The organism is Cupriavidus sp. IDO, assembly GCF_000812465.1.
Lineage (GTDB): Bacteria > Pseudomonadota > Gammaproteobacteria > Burkholderiales > Burkholderiaceae > Cupriavidus.
On sequence record NZ_JWMA01000065.1, the window covers coordinates 16,467 to 33,058 of the forward strand.

The 16,592-nt window shown below is 64.3% G+C and carries 15 protein-coding genes and 1 pseudogene; 7 read left to right on the forward strand and 9 right to left on the reverse strand.

The genetic code is table 11. The features are described from left to right. Nucleotides 1–371: 371 nt before the first annotated feature. From RM96_RS20015 to RM96_RS20030, 4 genes are read right to left on the reverse strand one after another with little or no spacing between them, the layout of a single operon-like run. On the reverse strand, nt 372–1,685 hold the full coding sequence (locus RM96_RS20015; RefSeq protein ID WP_039013135.1) for an NAD(P)/FAD-dependent oxidoreductase: 1,314 nt from the start codon (nt 1,683–1,685) through the stop codon (nt 372–374). Beyond that, on the reverse strand, nt 1,682–2,440 hold the full coding sequence (locus RM96_RS20020) for an amino acid ABC transporter ATP-binding protein (protein ID WP_039013136.1): 759 nt from the start codon (nt 2,438–2,440) through the stop codon (nt 1,682–1,684). Before RM96_RS20020 ends, RM96_RS20015 begins: the two co-directional genes overlap by 4 nt. Next, nucleotides 2,437–3,108 (reverse strand): amino acid ABC transporter permease, encoded by a 672-nt coding sequence (locus RM96_RS20025; RefSeq protein ID WP_039013137.1) that lies wholly within the window; start codon nt 3,106–3,108, stop codon nt 2,437–2,439. The genes RM96_RS20020 and RM96_RS20025 overlap by 4 nt, the downstream gene beginning before the upstream one ends. Nucleotides 3,109–3,113: 5 nt before the next feature. Beyond that, the gene (locus RM96_RS20030) at nt 3,114–3,887 is read right to left on the reverse strand and encodes an ABC transporter substrate-binding protein (RefSeq protein WP_039013138.1); all 774 of its coding nucleotides are present in this window, start codon (nt 3,885–3,887) and stop codon (nt 3,114–3,116) included. Between the two features lie 178 nt (nt 3,888–4,065). Here RM96_RS20030 and RM96_RS20035 point away from each other — a divergent pair, with 178 nt between their 5' ends. Then, nucleotides 4,066–4,866, forward strand: coding sequence for an IclR family transcriptional regulator (locus RM96_RS20035; protein ID WP_039013139.1), 801 nt, complete (start codon nt 4,066–4,068; stop codon nt 4,864–4,866). Nucleotides 4,867–4,920: 54 nt separating this feature from the next. Here the strand turns inward: RM96_RS20035 and RM96_RS37295 are convergent. Continuing rightward, nucleotides 4,921–5,707, reverse strand: a pseudogene (locus RM96_RS37295) (tyrosine-type recombinase/integrase); the annotation flags it as partial. A 422-nt stretch (nt 5,708–6,129) separates the two neighbouring features. Here RM96_RS37295 and RM96_RS20050 point away from each other — a divergent pair. Beyond that, a complete protein-coding gene (locus tag RM96_RS20050; protein WP_039013144.1) occupies nt 6,130–6,675 on the forward strand; it encodes a winged helix DNA-binding protein in 546 nt (181 codons plus the stop codon). A 40-nt stretch (nt 6,676–6,715) separates the two neighbouring features. On the opposite strand, the gene RM96_RS20055 is transcribed toward RM96_RS20050, so the two are convergent. Genes RM96_RS20055 through RM96_RS20070 form a run of 4 tightly spaced genes read right to left on the reverse strand, consistent with a single transcriptional unit; the run spans nt 6,716 to nt 11,921 of the window. Continuing rightward, entirely contained in the window at nt 6,716–8,125 is a 1,410-nt protein-coding gene (locus tag RM96_RS20055) for an amidase (RefSeq protein WP_039013146.1), read from the reverse strand. A 32-nt stretch (nt 8,126–8,157) separates the two neighbouring features. Further along, nucleotides 8,158–9,489 (reverse strand): acetylornithine deacetylase, encoded by a 1,332-nt coding sequence (locus RM96_RS20060; RefSeq protein ID WP_039013147.1) that lies wholly within the window; start codon nt 9,487–9,489, stop codon nt 8,158–8,160. A 34-nt stretch (nt 9,490–9,523) separates the two neighbouring features. Next, on the reverse strand, nt 9,524–10,546 hold the full coding sequence (locus RM96_RS20065) for a ring-hydroxylating dioxygenase ferredoxin reductase family protein (protein WP_039013149.1): 1,023 nt from the start codon (nt 10,544–10,546) through the stop codon (nt 9,524–9,526). Between the two features lie 25 nt (nt 10,547–10,571). Then, nucleotides 10,572–11,921: a Rieske 2Fe-2S domain-containing protein gene (locus tag RM96_RS20070; RefSeq protein WP_039013150.1), complete on the reverse strand. Its 1,350-nt coding sequence runs from the start codon at nt 11,919–11,921 to the stop codon at nt 10,572–10,574. Nucleotides 11,922–12,176: 255 nt separating this feature from the next. Here RM96_RS20070 and RM96_RS20075 point away from each other — a divergent pair, with 255 nt between their 5' ends. The 5 genes from RM96_RS20075 to RM96_RS20095 all read left to right on the forward strand — a co-directional run bounded on the left by RM96_RS20075 (nt 12,177) and on the right by RM96_RS20095 (nt 16,580). Next, the gene (locus tag RM96_RS20075; RefSeq protein ID WP_039013151.1) at nt 12,177–13,250 is read left to right on the forward strand and encodes a porin; all 1,074 of its coding nucleotides are present in this window, start codon (nt 12,177–12,179) and stop codon (nt 13,248–13,250) included. 86 nt (nt 13,251–13,336) lie between these two features. After that, a complete protein-coding gene (locus tag RM96_RS20080) occupies nt 13,337–14,458 on the forward strand; it encodes an alcohol dehydrogenase catalytic domain-containing protein (RefSeq protein ID WP_193752488.1) in 1,122 nt (373 codons plus the stop codon). A 37-nt stretch (nt 14,459–14,495) separates the two neighbouring features. Continuing rightward, a complete protein-coding gene (locus RM96_RS20085) occupies nt 14,496–15,032 on the forward strand; it encodes a cupin domain-containing protein (protein WP_039013152.1) in 537 nt (178 codons plus the stop codon). Between the two features lie 97 nt (nt 15,033–15,129). Beyond that, the gene (locus RM96_RS20090) at nt 15,130–15,636 is read left to right on the forward strand and encodes a bacteriohemerythrin (protein ID WP_082016618.1); all 507 of its coding nucleotides are present in this window, start codon (nt 15,130–15,132) and stop codon (nt 15,634–15,636) included. Between the two features lie 2 nt (nt 15,637–15,638). Then, nucleotides 15,639–16,580 (forward strand): 3-carboxyethylcatechol 2,3-dioxygenase, encoded by a 942-nt coding sequence (locus RM96_RS20095; protein ID WP_039013153.1) that lies wholly within the window; start codon nt 15,639–15,641, stop codon nt 16,578–16,580. Nucleotides 16,581–16,592 lie beyond the last annotated feature (12 nt).

A 16,592-nucleotide genomic window follows, 5' to 3' on the forward strand; every position in this document is an offset into this window, starting at 1 on the left:
ATGGGGCATGCGGCCAAACTGAGAGGCTTTGGTACGTTCTCAACAGGGAACCGCTCCATTCCTCGTCCGACGCTTCCGTCGGGTAGCGCGTCCCTTATTGACACCCAGCAGGGCTTTGCCGGTGAAAATTTTACTTCGCGTGCCATAGGGCATTGATTTTACTGGGTTTTTCTCTATCGGCGTCGTGGGGCAGCGTGAAGTGACAGTTTTACCCACGAAGTTGTGACATTTTTTTGGTTTGGTCTACGGCGGCCGAAGATCAAGCGCCTTCCCACCGAGCTGAGCGTATGGCCTTCCCGTACGCTCCCACGTTTCCGCAGTTCGAGCGCGATACAGCGGCCGGCCCGGGGCAGGGCGGACACGTCGCCTTGTCAGCCAAACTTGTCGAGCAAGCTGTACCACGCGACCCCCGCGGCAATATAGAAGCGCTGCAGGCCATGCAGCGGAATCGGTGCCAGAGGCGAAAGCGGGTAGGGAAATGGCTCACCATTTGACGTCAGCCTGGCAGCCAGATACTTTCCGAAGCTCGTGCACAGTGCGATGCCCCGACCGTTGCAGCCCACCGCAATCGTCACACCTGGGGCCGGTTCGTGGATATGCGGCATGAAGTCGCGGGTGACGGCGATGCGGCCCGCCCAGCGGTACTCAAATTCCAGCGGCCCTAGCTGCGGGAACAGCAGCGCCAGCGAGCGCTCCAGATGGGCAAACTCCTGTGGGTGGCGCGGATCGGCGAAAAAACCGCGGCCTCCCATCAGCAGCCGTCCGGCCTGGTCCTTGCGGAAGTAAAGCAGCAGGCGTTGCGAGGTCGACGCCGTCTCGCCGCGTGCCAGGATGGCCCGGGCATTCTCGCCTTTGAGCGGGCGTGTGGCCACGATAAAACTGTTGGCGCTGAGCAGCGTCTGCTGCAGGCCGGGCCAGAGCGAACCGGTATAGCCGTTGGTGGCAATCACCACGCGGTCGGCAGTGACTGTCGCGCCCGTCGCAATGTTCGCCACCCACTTGGCACCTTGCCGCGCCAGCGCCGTGACGCCGCTGCTGCCATGGATGGCGGCTCCCGCTTGCTGCGCCGCCCGGACCAGTCCGCGCGCGTAAGCCAGCGGCTGGATGCCACCTGCGCGGCCATCGAGCCAGCCGCCTGCGAACGCCTGCGTCCCGACGCGCCGCGCCACTTCCGCCTGGTCAAGCATCTCGACGGGGGCGCCACGACGTTCCCACTGGCGCGCTCGAGCGTGCATGGCCGGCACGGCCCCGGGCGAATAGGAGAGCTGCAGCCAGCCGCTGCGCACCGGCTGGCAGTCAATGCCGTGGCGGGCGATCAGGTCGAACACCAGGTCGGCGGAGCGCGAAACGGCGTCGATAAGGGGTTCGGCGCGCTCGCCGCCAAGCATCCGGACCAGTTCGTCCGGATCGTGCTTCAGGGTGGGATTGACTTGCCCGCCGTTGCGCCCCGATGCGCCCCAGCCAGGCTCATTGGCTTCGACCACGCACACCTGGGCGCCGGCCTCGGCGAGGTGCAACGCCGTCGACAGGCCGGTGTAGCCGCCGCCGATCACCAGCACGTTGACCGTCCTCGAGTCCCGCAATGGGGGCGTGGCGGGGGCGGGCGGGGCGGTGGCGGCCCACAGCGACGGCGGCAGCGGGGCGGGGCAGGCTAGCTGGCCCGGCGCGGACTTGGTGGGGATCATAGGGCGAGATCTCCCGTCGCCTCGGCCGGCTTGTGCAGCACGCGGCGCAGGAAGTCCTGCGTGCGCGGCTGGCGGGGCGCGCCCAGTACCTGCGCCGCGGGGCCTTCTTCGACGATGGTGCCGCTGTGCAGGAAGCAGACACGGTCGGCCACTTCCCGCGCAAAGCCCATCTCATGCGTGACCACGATCATGGTCATGCCTTCGCGCGCGAGGCCGCGCATGACCTCGAGCACGTCGCCGACCAGTTCGGGGTCGAGGGCCGAGGTCGGCTCATCGAACAACATGGCCTCGGGCTTCATCGCCAGTGCGCGGGCGATCGCCACGCGCTGCTGCTGGCCGCCGGAGAGTTGTGCCGGGTGCGCCTGTGCCTTTGCCGCCAGCCCGACCTTGTCGAGCAGGCTCATCGCATCGGCGCGCGCTTTGTCGCGGCTCTCGCCTCTCACGTAGACCGGACCTTCCATCACGTTCTCGAGCACCGTGCGATGCGGGAACAGGTTGAAGCGCTGGAATACCATGCCCATGCGGCTGCGTAGCCGATGGATGTCCTTGCTGTTGCGGTCCACGCGCTCCCCGAACGCGCGGATCTCGCCGCCGTCATAGGATTCCAACCCGTTGATACAGCGCAGGACGGTGGATTTGCCTGAGCCGGATGGGCCGATCAGGCAGACCACCTCGCCTTTGCTGACATGCAGGCCCACGCCTCGCAGCACGTGGTGATCGCCGAAGTGCTTCTGCAGGTTCTGGATGTCGATCATGGTTTCTTCCTTCCGGCTCCGAAGCGCTGCTCCAGGCGGCGCAGGCCATAGACGAGCGGCAGGCTCATCAGCAGATAGAGCAGGGCCACCAGCGTGTAGACCGTCATGTTCTGGAACGTCGACGAGGCGATCAACTGGCCCGCGCGCGTCATCTCCGCAACGGTAATGGTGGAAACGAGCGACGAGTCCTTGAGCATCATCACCAGCGTGTTGCCATAGGGCGGCAGCGCGATGCGGAAGGCCTGCGGCAGGATCACGCGGCGCATGATGAGCGGTCCGCGCATGCCCATGGCCTGCGCCGCCTCGCGCTGGCCGGGATCGACGGCCTCGATGCCGCCGCGGAAGTTCTCGGCCTGATAGGCGGAGTAGGCGATGCCGAGCCCGATCACGCCCGCCTGGAAGGCGGTGAGGTGGATCCCCGCATCCGGCAGCACGAAGTAGATGTAGAAAAGCTGGACGATGATCGGCAGGCCGCGGATCACATTGATCGCCGCCGCCGCCCCGTTGGAAAGCACGCTGACGGGAGACAGCTTCATCAGCGCCAGCCCCAGCCCGATGACACTGCTGAGCAGGAATGACAGCACGGTCACCTGTACCGTGACCACCGCACCCTGAAGCAGGATGGGCAGGAACTCGCGTGCGTGGTTTAGGAACGTTGCGCCGTCCATGGCTGTTACAGTCCCCATTTCTGGATGATCTTCGCCAGCGTGCCGTCGGCCTTGATCTGCGCGATGGCCTTGTTGACCTTTGCCAGCGTTTCGTTGTCACCCTTGCGGACCACCAGGCAGACGTCGCCCACATTGACCGGCTTGTAGCTCGTGACGAGCTTGACGCCCGGAAACACGTGCTGGCGCAACTGGTAGGCGATCAGCGGCTGGTCGCCCAGGCCTGCCTTGATGCGGCCAAGCGAAAGGTCGCGCGTCATGTCCGCGATCGAGTCGTAGCTGCGCACTTCCTTGAAGATGCCCTTCTTGTTGAGCATATCGAGGAACACCGTGCCGACCTGCGCGCCGACGGTCTCGCCCTTGAGCTCGTCCAGCGTGGTGTAGGCCTTGTTGTCCTCGCTCTTGACGATAAGCCCCTCGCCGTAGGAGTAGACCGGATCGCTGAAATCCACCACTTGCTGCCGCGCGGGCGTCTTGAGCATCGCCGCCGAGATGATGTCGATCTTGCTGGAGGTCAGCGAAGGAATCAGTGCCGCGAACGCGGTTTGCTGCACATTGACGTTGAAGCCGCCAGCCTTGCCCACGGCGGTCACCGTGTCGACCATCATGCCCTGGATGCTGTTGGTCTTCACATCGAGGAACGTAAACGGCACGCCTGTGGCTGTCGCGCCCACGTTGTAGGTTGGTGCGCCTCCCTGGGCCCAGGCGAACGAAGCGGTCGAAAGGGTGCCGGCCACGCACAGAACCAGTGCAGCGCGGCGGGAAATGGTGGCGCTAGACATGGGAACACTCCTAGCTTGGGGGTCAGGGGGGCGCGCCAAGGTGCGCGTTTTGCGGTTTACGCAACCTGCATGCCAATATTCGATCTGCATCGATCAATTCGTAATAGATAAAAACCACTAGTTGCTTCAGGCGAATCGATATGCGATTCTTATGACCTCACTCCTGAGTTCCCTAGTGATGCCAGACTCTCATCCCCCGGTCGAAGAAGCGGCCAGCCTGCTGTTCAACCAGTCGCTGGAAAAAGGGCTGGCCGTGCTGGCCGCCTTCAGCGCCGTTCGGCGCAGCATGACCATCGGCGAGGTTGCCGAGGCGGCTGGCATCAACAAGAGTTCCGCGCAGCGCATGGTCTTCACGCTGGAGCACCTCGGCTACCTGCGCAAACATCCCAAGACACGGCGCTATCAGTTGACGCCGCGGGTGATGCGGATCGGATTCAATTACCTGGCCGCCGATCCGCTGATCGACGTGGCCAATCCATTCCTGTCGGAACTGACCAAGCTGACGACGGAAACCACCTGCCTGACGGAGCCGGACCAAGCGGACATGGTCTATGTCGCGCGCTTTGTCAGCGCCCAGTTCGTGCCGGTACACATGCCGATCGGCAGCCGCATCCCCATGTACTGCACCGGCTCCGGCCGCGCCTACCTGAGCGCTTTGCCGGAAGGCGAGGCGCTGACGCTGCTCGAGCGCTCGGAACGCGTCGCGCACACGCCGCATACACGCACGGATGTCGCGGAAATCGTGGCGACGCTGCGTGAAGCGCGACAGCGCGGCTATGCGATCAATTGCGAGGAACTGTTTCACGGCGACATGACGCTTGCCGCGCCGGTGATCGCCGGCAACGGACGGCCGCTTGGCGCCATCCATGTGGTCGCGCCCACCAGCCGGTGGTCGTTGGAAGAGGCGCAGGCCCGGCTGGCGCCGCCGTTGCTGCAGAGCGCGCGTGCCATCAGCAGTTCGGTGCGTGCGCTGGGTTAAGCCGGGTGCCGGGACAAGGGCGATGGAGGGAGAGGTCCAGCGCGAGGATCCTGAAGCCTTGTTGCTCCAGCCGATACGATGCCGCTCCTGCGTGGCCGCGTGCCGCGCATCCTCTTCGCTGTGCAGGTACGCGCTCGTGGTAGCGATCGAGGCATGGCCAAAGTTGTCGCGCACAAAACGCAGGTCAACCCGCTGGTCGGTCATGTGCGAGCCGGCGGTGTGGCGCAGCCGGTGCGCCGAGGCGCTAGCCAGGACGGCGGCCTGCGCCTCCCACTCGGGGCCGCGCGCCCGCAGGCGCGCGGCCGCCACGCCGAATACTTCCTTCAGAATCAGGTGCAGTGCCCCGCGTGACAGCGGTTTCTCGCTGCCCGTTTTTCCAATCACCGGCAGCACCTGTGGACGCGTCTCCCCGAACTGCGGGGTAGGCGGCAACTCGTGGGCGCGGCGGTAGCGCGCCAGTTCGGCAATCAACTCGTCGGTCGCCGGCACCAGTCGGGTCTTGTTGCCTTTGCCGGTCACCTCGAGCCACCAGCGCTGGATTGCGCGCGAGCTTTTTGTTGCCGGCCAGCACCCAGCGCGCGGCCGGTTGCGGATCGGCGAGGAAGCGCTCGTAGGCGAGCATGTCCTCATGGGTCAGCGAGGACAAGGGCTTGCCCAGTTGGAGCACGGCCCACAGGATCAGCCGCTCGACCTCGCGGCGATAGGTGGCCAGCGTCGCCGTGCTGTCGGCATAGCGTGCCAGCCACACCGTCACGGCGGCCAGATCATCGCCCGCGGCGATTCGGGCGCCGACAGGCGGCGCGCGGTTGGTGCCGGAGGCGCCGGACAGCGCTGGTGGCAGATGCAGGCGCTCGAGCGGCGTGGGAAGTGGGTCGGCCAGGCTCTGGAGGGCAGGACTTCGGTGCCAAAGTCCTCTGTGACAACCTACATGCCCTTTGCTGTTTCACCGCTGCGCAGGAGCACTGCGCGGGCGGGTTGGGTTGCGCCGGCGGCGGGCGAGGACGAGCGGCTTGCCGACAGGTAGCCCGCCTCGGTGAGCCAGGCGAAGCAAGCATTGAGGATGACCAGTGCCTGGTGTTCAGCATCAATTCACCTGGGTGTTCTCTATCAAACTCTTCCAAGTGCAATGAAGGGCGGTCGGCACAATCCGCTGGCCGGCAACCTGTTTGCTTCCAAGTGCGCCTCAGCGTTGTGGGATAATCCAGCCTTGCTCTTCTGCCGCCTCCGCCAGGCGGCTCTGAAATCAATAGGCGCAGTCAACTCATGGAACCGAAATTTCAACGCGGGTGGCATCTCGCAAAAACCGACCTGGAGCAGAAGGCCACCGAGTTCGAGTGGTCCTTGATCCGGTTCCATGAATCGTTTTCCAGGTTCGTGCTGTCCACCGGGATGGTGACGATTGCCGCCGACGTGGATATCAAGTACGAGGAGCACGTCATTCTCCACGTCATCAGGATGCAGGACCGGCCAAAGAATAGTGCCACCATTGCGCGCCTGATGAACCGCGACGATATCCCGAATATTCAGTACAGCTTGCGTAAGCTGGAGGCGGCCGGTCTGATCGAAAAGCAGCGAGAAAAGAACAGCAAGACCTTTGCGTACACCGTCAGTGATCTGGGCGTCAGGCTGACGGACGAGTATTACAAGGTCAGGGCCGAGATCCTGGTGAAGCGGCTGGAAGAAATCAGCGAGGTGTCGGAGAAATTTGAACGGGCATCGCGCTTCCTTTCGCTGCTGACCGGCATCTATGAGGAAGCCGCGCGCGATTCGGCAACGATCACACCGTTGCGGGAAGACGGGCAGGAATGAAATCAGGCCGACATTGCCGGCCTGATTTCATCACACAGCGTTAGCGCCTGACGCCGATGTCCGGGTGGTAGCGGTGCCAGTCGGTGGCTTGCTGGAATGCCATGCCGGCACGGCACAGCAGCGCTTCCTCACCATGGCGCGCCACCAGCTGGAATGCGATCGGCATGCCGTCCGAGGTGAATCCACATGGCAGCGTGATCGCCGGGTGCCCGGTGGAGTTGAATGGCGCCGTGAACTGGATCAGCCGGCTGTTCAGTTCCGGGTCTTGCGCCAGCGCACCCAGCTGTTCATGCGTCGGTGCGGCGAAAGGCTGTACCGGGACGACCAGCAAATCGATGTCCTGCATCAGCTTGTTGACCTTGCCACGGAAAGCGGCACGGTTCAGCAAGGCTTGCTGATAGCGCATGCCGCTGGTATTGCGACCGATCTCGATCAATCGGGTCAGCGCTGGCCCATATTCCGCCGACAGGCGCGGGAACGTGCCCGCATGCGCCACGGCGACTTCGACGCCGCAGTTGATTTCCCATTCGTCGACCACGGTGCGCACTGCGGGAAAGCGAACCTCCCGGAGCTGCCCGTCAAGCGCCTTGAGCACGTCGATGGCCCGGTCGATGGCCTGGCTGATGACGTCATCCGTGCCATCGCTGTTCCATCGCAAATCGACACCGATGCGCAGACCGCGCAGGTCGCTCCCCTCGGCAGGTAAATCAAGGTGCGAGGGCGCCAGTGAAGTCGGATCCAGCGGGTCGTGGCCGGCAATGGCCCCTAGCATCAGCGCGGCATCGGCTGCGCTGCGTGCAATCGGACCCACATGATCAAGGCTCGCACCGAGCTCGAATACCCCGTGGCGGCTGACCCGGCCCCACGTCGGCTTGATGCCGGTCAGGCCGTTGGCCGCCGCCGGGAAGCGGATCGAGCCGCCGGTGTCGGTGCCGATCGATGCGTAGCAAAGCCCGGCGGCCGTGGCGACACCGGAGCCACTGGAAGAGGCGCCGGCCCAGTGGTTCTGGTGCCAGGGATTGACCGGCTCCGGCACGCTCGGGTGATGGGTGGCGAAGGCGCCTTCGGTCAGCTGCAGCTTGCCGAGCACGATGGCGCCGGCATCCCGCAGCTTGCGCACGACGGTGGCATCTTCCGTCGGGATAAAGTCCTTGTGGATCGTGGTACCAGCAGCGGTTGGAGATCCGGCCAGCCAGCAGAGGTCCTTGACCGCCACCGGCACGCCGTGCAGCGGGCCGAGTGGGCTGCCGTGCATCAGCGCCCGTTCGGCGTCGCGCGCCTGTTCCAGCGCCTGTTCCGGAAGGACCAGGGCGTAGCTGTGCAGCGCCGGATCGAGGTCGGAGATTCGCGCAAGGATGGCTTCGGTAACTTCTACAGGCGAGATGTCGCGCGCGCGGATCTTGCGTGCAAGCTCCGCGGCTTCCCAATAGTGGAGGTCTGCGTTCGGCATAAGCAATTGGTTGGGAAGTTTGTCGGGAGTCCTCAGCGCAAGCCGAGTTCCGCGCGTCTGCGCGTCAGCGTATCGATCACGGCGTACATGATCTTGCGCGCGCAAGGCAGCAGGTCCGGGACATAGGTGGCACCCATGCCGCCCAGGCCCTCGGCCACGATTTCGGGCGAACCCTGCGCCGGCCATGGCCAGCCGATGCGTGCGGTTGGAATGCCAAAGCGGCGCAGGGCCGCGCCATCGGTCTGTCCGCCAAGCAGGTCAGGGACGCCGTGAGGGCGCGCTTCGATATGTTCCCATCCGCGCTTGGCCGATTGGACGATCCAGTTGGAGGGCGAGGTGGTGCCGCCCGGAACGGAGCCGTACATCTCCCAGTCCAGATCCAGTTCCGGATGCCGGGCACGCAAGTCCGCAACGAACTGCGCGAACTGGGCTTTGATCTCGCCCGGGCTGGTGCGCGGATTGATGCGGACATCGAAAAAGATCTCGGTGACCGCCGAAGGAAACGCCGGCCGCTCCGGCCAGCCGGCGCGCACGCCAGCGATCCAGCCGTGCGGCTTGACCACGCCGGAGGTATTGCGTTCCGCGTAGTCGACCAGCCATTGCTCCAGTTCCAGGATGACATGCGCGGCCGGCACCACAGAGCTGCGGAAGCCCGGCGTGCCGCGCGGAACCCCCGCATAGCCCAGCGTCCCCTTCACCCGCAGCTTGAACCAGCCCATCCCTGGCTCTTCGTGGTAGACCCAGTTCCACGGCTTCATGATGATGGCGAAGTCCGGCGCCACACCGCGGGACAGCAAGTGCGTGACGCCCCCTGACATGCCGGCATGGTCCCGGTCGGCGATATCGACGGGCATGCCGCCGTCGGCCGTCGCCAGGATCAGGTCGCCGACCAGTGGCACGTCGGCCTCGATCAGCGCCGTCGCGACCTCCGTCAGCGTCGCCACCATGGCCTTCGGGTTGGACGAGCCGAGGCCATAGACCCAGTCTCCCACCGTTCTTGCGGCAGGCTGCAGGTCGACATGGTCGTCGGTGGTGCCTGTCCATGGCTGGTCACTGGCATCGCCTTCCAGATGTGTATCGATCGGTGCGTATAGCATCAGCGCGGCGCCGCCGCCGCTGCCGCGCTTTTCCCCGACGGCATTGCCCGTACGGGCATTCATCGGGCGGTATGTCGAGCTCAGGCCCACGCTGGACATATGGCCGGCCATGAACTGGTTGATGTCGCGCACAGCGCCGGTCGGGCTATGGATGTCCGTCAGGTTGGACAGAAGTTGCTGCAGGCGCCTGGCATCGATCCGGGCGCATGCCTTTTCGTACCAGTCTTGCTGCTCTGGCGAAAAGGGAAGGGCAATGGTGGGCTCCAAGATGGCTGTCTCCCGTGATTCCTGTGGTGATCCGCTAGTTCGACGGTGCGAACTGCTCGGCGTAAATGTTCTCCGGGCGAACCCCGATCTGGGCGAGACGGCGCGTGGCCGCCTCGATCATCGCGGGGGGGCCGCACAGATAGGCGACGGTGTCGGCGTGCATGGCATCGTCTTCCCGGATGGCATCAACCGGGTTGCCGCTCAGCAACTCTCCCGTCGCGCCCCGGTCCACCGAGATTCGCGCCGACAGGCCGGGCAGCCATTGCTCGCGCAGCGCGATGTCATCCAGGCAGAACAGCGTATCGGGCGTGGCGCAGCCAAAGCTGAGCATCACGGGCGGCTTGCGGCCCGACGTGTTGCGGATCGTATCGATCATGGACAGGATCGGCGCCAGGCCGGTCCCGCCCGCCACCATGATGTGCGGCGCCCGCACCTTCTCCCGCAGGAAGAAGCTGCCATAAGGACCCTCAAGCTCCAGCACGTCGTCGCGCGCGGCGCGATGTTCCAGATAGCCGGACATGACGCCGTCATGCAGCAGGCGGATCAGCAGCTCGATCTTTGGCAGCTCGGCAGCGGTGCTGGCAGGCGAATAGCTGCGCACGATGTCGGTGCCGGGAACGCGGACCTGGATGAACTGGCCCGGCTTGAAGTCGAAGGACTCGCCTTCGGCCAACTCCAGCGTGAGACGCACGACATTGGGCGCCAGCTTTTCGACGCTTTCGACAAAGGCGTTGACCTTCACAGCACGCCCGGCGCCGGCATCGCTCTCGTAGTTCAGGTCGAAGGTACAGTCGGTTTCGGGCTCGGTCAGGCACAGCAGGCGTTCGCCCGCCTCGTATTCGCTGCGCAGCAGCGTCGAACTGGCGCCGGCGCGCATGCCCGCCTGGCCTTCGGCCAGCCGCGCCGTGCAACTTGAACAGCTGCCGGAGCGGCACTGGTGGATCAGCGGCACGCCGGCGGCGAGAGCGGCGTCAAGCACGCTCTCCCCGTGCGGCACGGCAACCGATCGGGTGGTTCCGTCGCGAAAACGCAGTGCGACGTTCTTGACAGTAGACATACAGATACCTCGGTTGCCGCCTGGATTACTCGTCTTCTTCGATCTTGGTGACGAAGTACGCCGTGGCCTGCTTGCCTTCCGACGCCTTCTTCAGCCGCATGGCCGACGCCTTGACGGCGCCATCCACGCCGCGCCCCGGCTTGGCAATGCCACGGTTCCAGCGCGATGCCAGCTTGCGCCAGGTGATCGGGGAAATATCCGTTGCCATCAGCTGCTCGTTATCCCAGCCGGTGCCATCCGCGTAGAAGTCCTGCATCGCTTCGCGCGCATAGAGGTCGCAATCATTGAAACCGTGCAGGCACAGGGGCTTGTACAGATGGTCGAAGCGGTACTGGTAGTCCTTGCGCTCCTGCTCCGTGTTGCAGACCTTGACCAGGACTTCCCAGTATTCATAGGTGTCGTCGGTGATCGGCACATACCACTCGTACTGGACCACATGCTCTTCCGGCCAGTTCTCCACCATCAGGACGCCCGGCAGGACAACGGAGGTGCGATAAGGACGCGCGTTCAGGTTTTCCACCTTGAGGCCGACCTTTTCGTTTTCGAGGATGGGCTTCCACTTCTCGGTGAAGAGCCACTGCACCAGCCCCTTGGGGCCGTTGTCGTCCTCGACCACGGCAATGCAGTCGTCGGCGGTCGGCACGATGCCCAGCGGCAGCACCCAGTCCTTGGCGTGGATGATGGCGTTGTCCTTGTGGACCAGGATGTGCGCATTGTCAAAGCCGTTCTCGCAGGCGATGCGCCAGTTGGCATAGCCGGTACGGTGCATGCCGTGGGCGACGACGTTCTCGTCGAGCAGGCTCGGCGCCGACGGCCACAGCGGGTGTGGGAATTTCTCGCTGTTCTCGGGGAAGCGGAACGGCAGGTCGTGCGACAGCGGCGGCACGTCTTCGTCCGGGTAATCGTCCTCGCGCACGAAGACAAAGATCATGCCGGCGACTTCCTGCACCGGGTAGGTGGTCAGGCCGGTGGTGCCGATCAGCTTGTCATCGGGGTTGCCGGCAATGGTCGCCAGGTTGCCGCTCTCGAGGTCGAAGGTAAAGCCGTGATACCAGCAGCTGATGGTGTCCTTGGTCAGGCACATCGGCTTGGCCGAGAGGCGGACACCGCGGTGAACGCACTGGTCCTTCAGGGCAAAGATCTTGCCGTCCACGCGGCGCAGCACGATCGGAATGCCGCAGATCTGGATGCCTTCCACACCGTCTTCCGGCAGTTCCTTGCTGAACAGGGCCGGGTACCAGTGGTTGATAAACCCCCAGGCCGCGTCCTTGTACGGCTGGTACTGGCTCTGCACCTTGGCGTCGTTGACGCGTGCGTTGCTGATCTCGTTTTTTGTCTCGCTGCTGCGCCGGCGGATGACGGGCTTGTCGCTCATCTTCAGGTTCTCCTCGATATGGGCTTGTTGGGGCTTGGGGGCTGCAACCCTGGTGGTCTGCCAAGGGCGCGATCTAAGATTACGAAATCGAAGATTGACTGTCAATCGAAGTTCAATCAAACTTCGATACACAATGAATCGATAAATGATTGATTGTGTAGAGTTAGACGCTAAGAAGCGGTGGAATGGCGCACCTTAGGGGTTAACCCGATATGCCGGCCACTGCCTTCCAATCAAAAAATGGGGAGACATCCAATGAGGAGACTGAAGGCGATTGCCGCCTGCAGCCTTGGCCTGGCGAGCGCGGCGCATGCGGAGGGCAGCGTGCAGGCATACGGCATCGTCAATACCGGTGTGATGTATGTGTCCAACCAGGGCGGGAGCAGCAACCTGGTTGCGGATCCGGGAACCCAGGCGCCAACGCTGTTCGGCTTCAGGGGCACGGAAGAGCTTGGCGGCGGCCTGCAGGCCGTGTTCAAACTGCAGGGCCAGTTTTCCATGAAGAACGGCCAGTCCATCGGGAACCTGTTCGGGCACGAAAGCTATGTCGGCTTGCGTGACGACAAGCTCGGGACGCTCACGTTGGGGAATCAGATCGACTTCATGTTCTATTCGCTGGCGCTCGATCACTGGGGCTCGGCGTTTCCGTTCATCAACTGCATCAGCCTTCGGCAGGGGCCGTTCTCCGGCCTGGGCGTGCCCAACACGCCGGGCGGCTCCTTCGACTTTGACCGGGTGGCGGGCCTTGCCATGCCGAACTCGGTCAAATACCAGAGCCCGGACTTCGGCGGCCTGTCGGTCGGTGCGCAATACAGTCCTGGCGGGCAGCCCGGTTCGTTCGGGAACAGCAGTGGCCAGAGCGCCGGCGTGAATTACCACGTCGGCAACCTGCGGCTGAACGGTGCATACACGTATGTCAAATATCCGCAGCTGAATGCCGGCAACGATGGCATCAGGAACTTCGGGTTAGGCGCCTCCTACACGATCGGGCCCGCGGTGGCCGCGCTGATGTACACCAATACGGAAAACACGGCGACCGGCGCACGAGTAGCGGTCTATGAGGGCGATGTCACCTGGGCTTTTTCCCCTGCCTGGCACCTGAATGCTGCCTACCAGTACATGCGAGGCAATGACACGCTTGACCGGCAGAGCGCCATGCAGGGAACACTGACCCTGCTTTATTCGTTCTCGAAGCGCACCAGCGTCTACACGGATCTCGTCTATCAGAAAGCATCGGGGGCGGGGAAGGCCTGGATCAGCCTGGCGCCGGGGCCTTCTTCAGGCGGCACGCAGGTAGCGGCCAATATTGGCGTGCTGCATGCCTTCTGACCGGCCAAATTTTTTTGGCCATATCAGTTGAATATCAATTGATATTCAACTGATAAACATTAGATAGCTTTAGAGGAGATGAACGAATGAAGGACCCTCATCAGCCCACCATCCAGGCGGCGCGTGTCCATGAACCGGGTGGCCGGTTCCAGCTCGACATGATTGCGCGCCCAGCCTTGCTGCGCCCCACCGATGTGCTGATCGACGTGAAGGCGGCGGGCGTGGTGCCCAACCTGCGCAACGTGATGAGCAACTACGGCGAACGCGCCTATCTGACTGTACCGGACCTGCCTGCGATCTACGGCCTGGATACCGCTGGCGTCGTGGCGGAAGTGGGCAGCCAGGTAACCGGCGTGGTCCCTGGCGACCGCGTCTATATCAACCCGGGGCGATCGTGTGGCTCCTGCCATGCGTGCCGGACCGGTGAGCCGATCAATTGCACGGCTTACACCTTCCAAGGCTATTTCGGCTTCGGGCCGGAGTCGAAGCGGATGTACCAGCAGTATCCGTATGGCGGCTTCAGTGAATTCGCCACCGCGCCTGCTGATGGGCTGGTCAAGCTGCCCGCGGCGATCACCTTCGAACAGGCCGCGCGTTTCGGCTACCTGGGTACGGCGTATTCCGGCCTGCGCAAGGCCGGCGTTGCAGCAGGCCGCACGGTATTGATCAGCGGCGCTACCGGCACGCTCGGGCTCGGCGCCGTGCAGATTGCGCGGGCCATGGGCGCTACCCGGATCCTGTGCGTAGCGCGCAACCTCGACTTGCTGGAACGCGTCCGCGCGCTGGACCCGCAGCGTATCCGCGTCCTTTCCTATGGCACGCAACCGCTCGCCGACTGGGTTCGCGCCGAGACGGACGGCATTGGCGCCGATGCCTTTGTCGATGCCATCGGCCCTGGCGCCTCGCACCAGATCACGCTGGACGGTATTGCGGGTCTGCGGCGTGGCGGCCGCATGGTGGAAATCGGGGCGATGTCGGACCCGTTGCCCGTCAACCTGCACCAACTGATGTGCGCGCAGGTCAGCCTGGTCGGATCACTCTGGTTCTCGGTGGCCGAAGGCCAGGAACTCGCCGCCATGGCTGCGGCAGGCACGCTCGACCTCACTGTCTTCGAGCACCAGCGCTTCGGCCTGCACCAGGTCAACGAAGCCCTCTCCACTGCCGAAAAGCGCGCCGGCGGGTTTGTCAATGTGGTTGTCGTGCAATGAACCGGCAACCGATCTTCAACGGATTCAGGAGCAAGCAATGGTAAGACGCATCGTCACCGGCGAAAGCGACGGCCGTTCCGTGATTGTCTCGGATGGCCCCGTATCCACGACGCACGACTATGCCGCGGTCCCCGGCTTCCAGACCACGTTGGCATGGGCCACGCAGGCCGTGCCCTCGCTGCCGCAGGACGGCACCGATCCGGTCGCGACGGTCAGGTCGGTCACGCCCGACCCGCACGGAACGCGCCTGATCGTTGTGCAGTTCCCGCCCGACAGCGTGATGACGTCGCCGCGGTTCGATCCCGTGGCGGCAGGCGAGGAATATGCGAGCCACCTGCCGGGGCTGGCCGAAGCCTTCGAGCCGGATGGCTCCGGCATGCACAAGACGCTGTCGGTCGACTACGACATCATCGTTTCGGGTGAGCTCTGGCTGGAAGTGGATGGCGGGGAAACCCGTCACCTCAAGGCGGGCGATATCGTCATCCAGAACGGCACGCGGCACGCCTGGCGCAACCGCAGTGAGCAGCCAGCCGTCATGGTGGCGGTGCTGATTGGGGCCGAGGGTAAAGAGTAGAGGCTGAGGCAGCTCGGCTCGGGATCGGTGGCGCCAGTGCCACCGATTCCAGGCAGCGGCATTTCAGTGCCGCTGGCGAGCTTGCCAGGAGATTGCAATGAAAGACAAATCGGATATCGGCATGTCGCCCACCGCGGACGAGCGCCTGGAGCTCGCATGGACGGATGCCATGCTGCTCGGCCATGGGCCGATCGATGCGGCGCACCAGGAGTTCGTTGAGGTGGTGAACGCACTGGCCACCTGCTCGCAGGACATGGCGGCAGCGTGCCTGCAAGACCTCGAGGCGCATGTGCATTCGCATTTCGCGGTCGAGAAGGCGTGGATGGAGAAGACGGATTTCCCAGCCGCCGATTGCCATATCGACGAGCACGAGCGTGTCATCGACGCCGTGCAGAAAGTCAACGCCAGGCTGCTGCTCGGCGAACTCGGGCTGCAGGACATCAGGCGGCTGGCCAAGGCGTTGGCGGACTGGTTTCCCGCGCACGCTGCCTATATGGATTCGGCGTTGTCCGCCTGGATCAACAAGAAGACCTACGGTGGTGCACCAGTCGTGCTCCGGCGCGATCTCCACCTAGGCCAGCGTCACGTTGAGGCAGGAGCCTAAGCATGCCACTTCACCTTGAATGCCTTTCGCACACCCCGCTGCACGGCTACTTCGACCCGGCGCCGGAGATTCTTGCCGAGGTCGAGCGTGCGCAGGCCGCCGCCCGTGCCCGCGTCGAAGCCTTCGATCCCGAGCTGGTGATCGCCTTCGTGCCGGACCATTACAACGGCTTCTTCTACGAGCTCATGCCGCAGTTCTGTGTCGGCGTGGCCGCCAGCGCGGTGGGCGACTTCAAGAGCCTGGCTGGTCCGTTGTCAGTCCCGTCCAATACAGCGCTGGCGCTGGCGCAGGCGGCGCTGGATGCTGACGTGGACGTGGCGGTCTCGTACCGCATGCAGGTCGACCATGGCTGCGCGCAGGCGCTGGAAATACTGACCGGCAGCCTCGACCGCTATCCGGTGGTTCCGGTCTTCATCAACTCGGTGGCTCCGCCGATGGCGAGCTGCCGGCGCGCCCGGTTGCTGGGCGATGCCATCGGCCGCTTTGCCGGGCGTCTCGGCAAGCGCGTACTGGTGGTGGGATCGGGCGGCATCTCGCATGAGCCGCCCGTGCCGGAGATTGCCACGGCCACGCCGGAGAACGTCGAGCGGCTGATTGCCGGGCGCAATCCCAGCCCGGAGTCGCGTGCCGCGCGGCAGGCTCGCACGCTTGCCGCTGCGCAGGCGTTTGCCGCTGGCGAGAGCCACCTGCGTGCGCTCAATCCCGAATGGGACCGCGCTTTCCTGGACACGCTGGAGAGTGGGAACCTCATGGCCGTGGATGGCAAGACCAACCACGCGATCACCCGCGATGGCGGCAAGTCCGGCCACGAGATCCGGACCTGGATCGCGGCCTTTGCCGCGCTGGCGGCCAACGGGGCGTACCGGGCCGAACGCGACTACTACCGGGCCATTCCCGAATGGATTGCCGGCTTTGCCGTCATGCACGCACGGCCGGCCGCCTGAGGCTCAACCTGA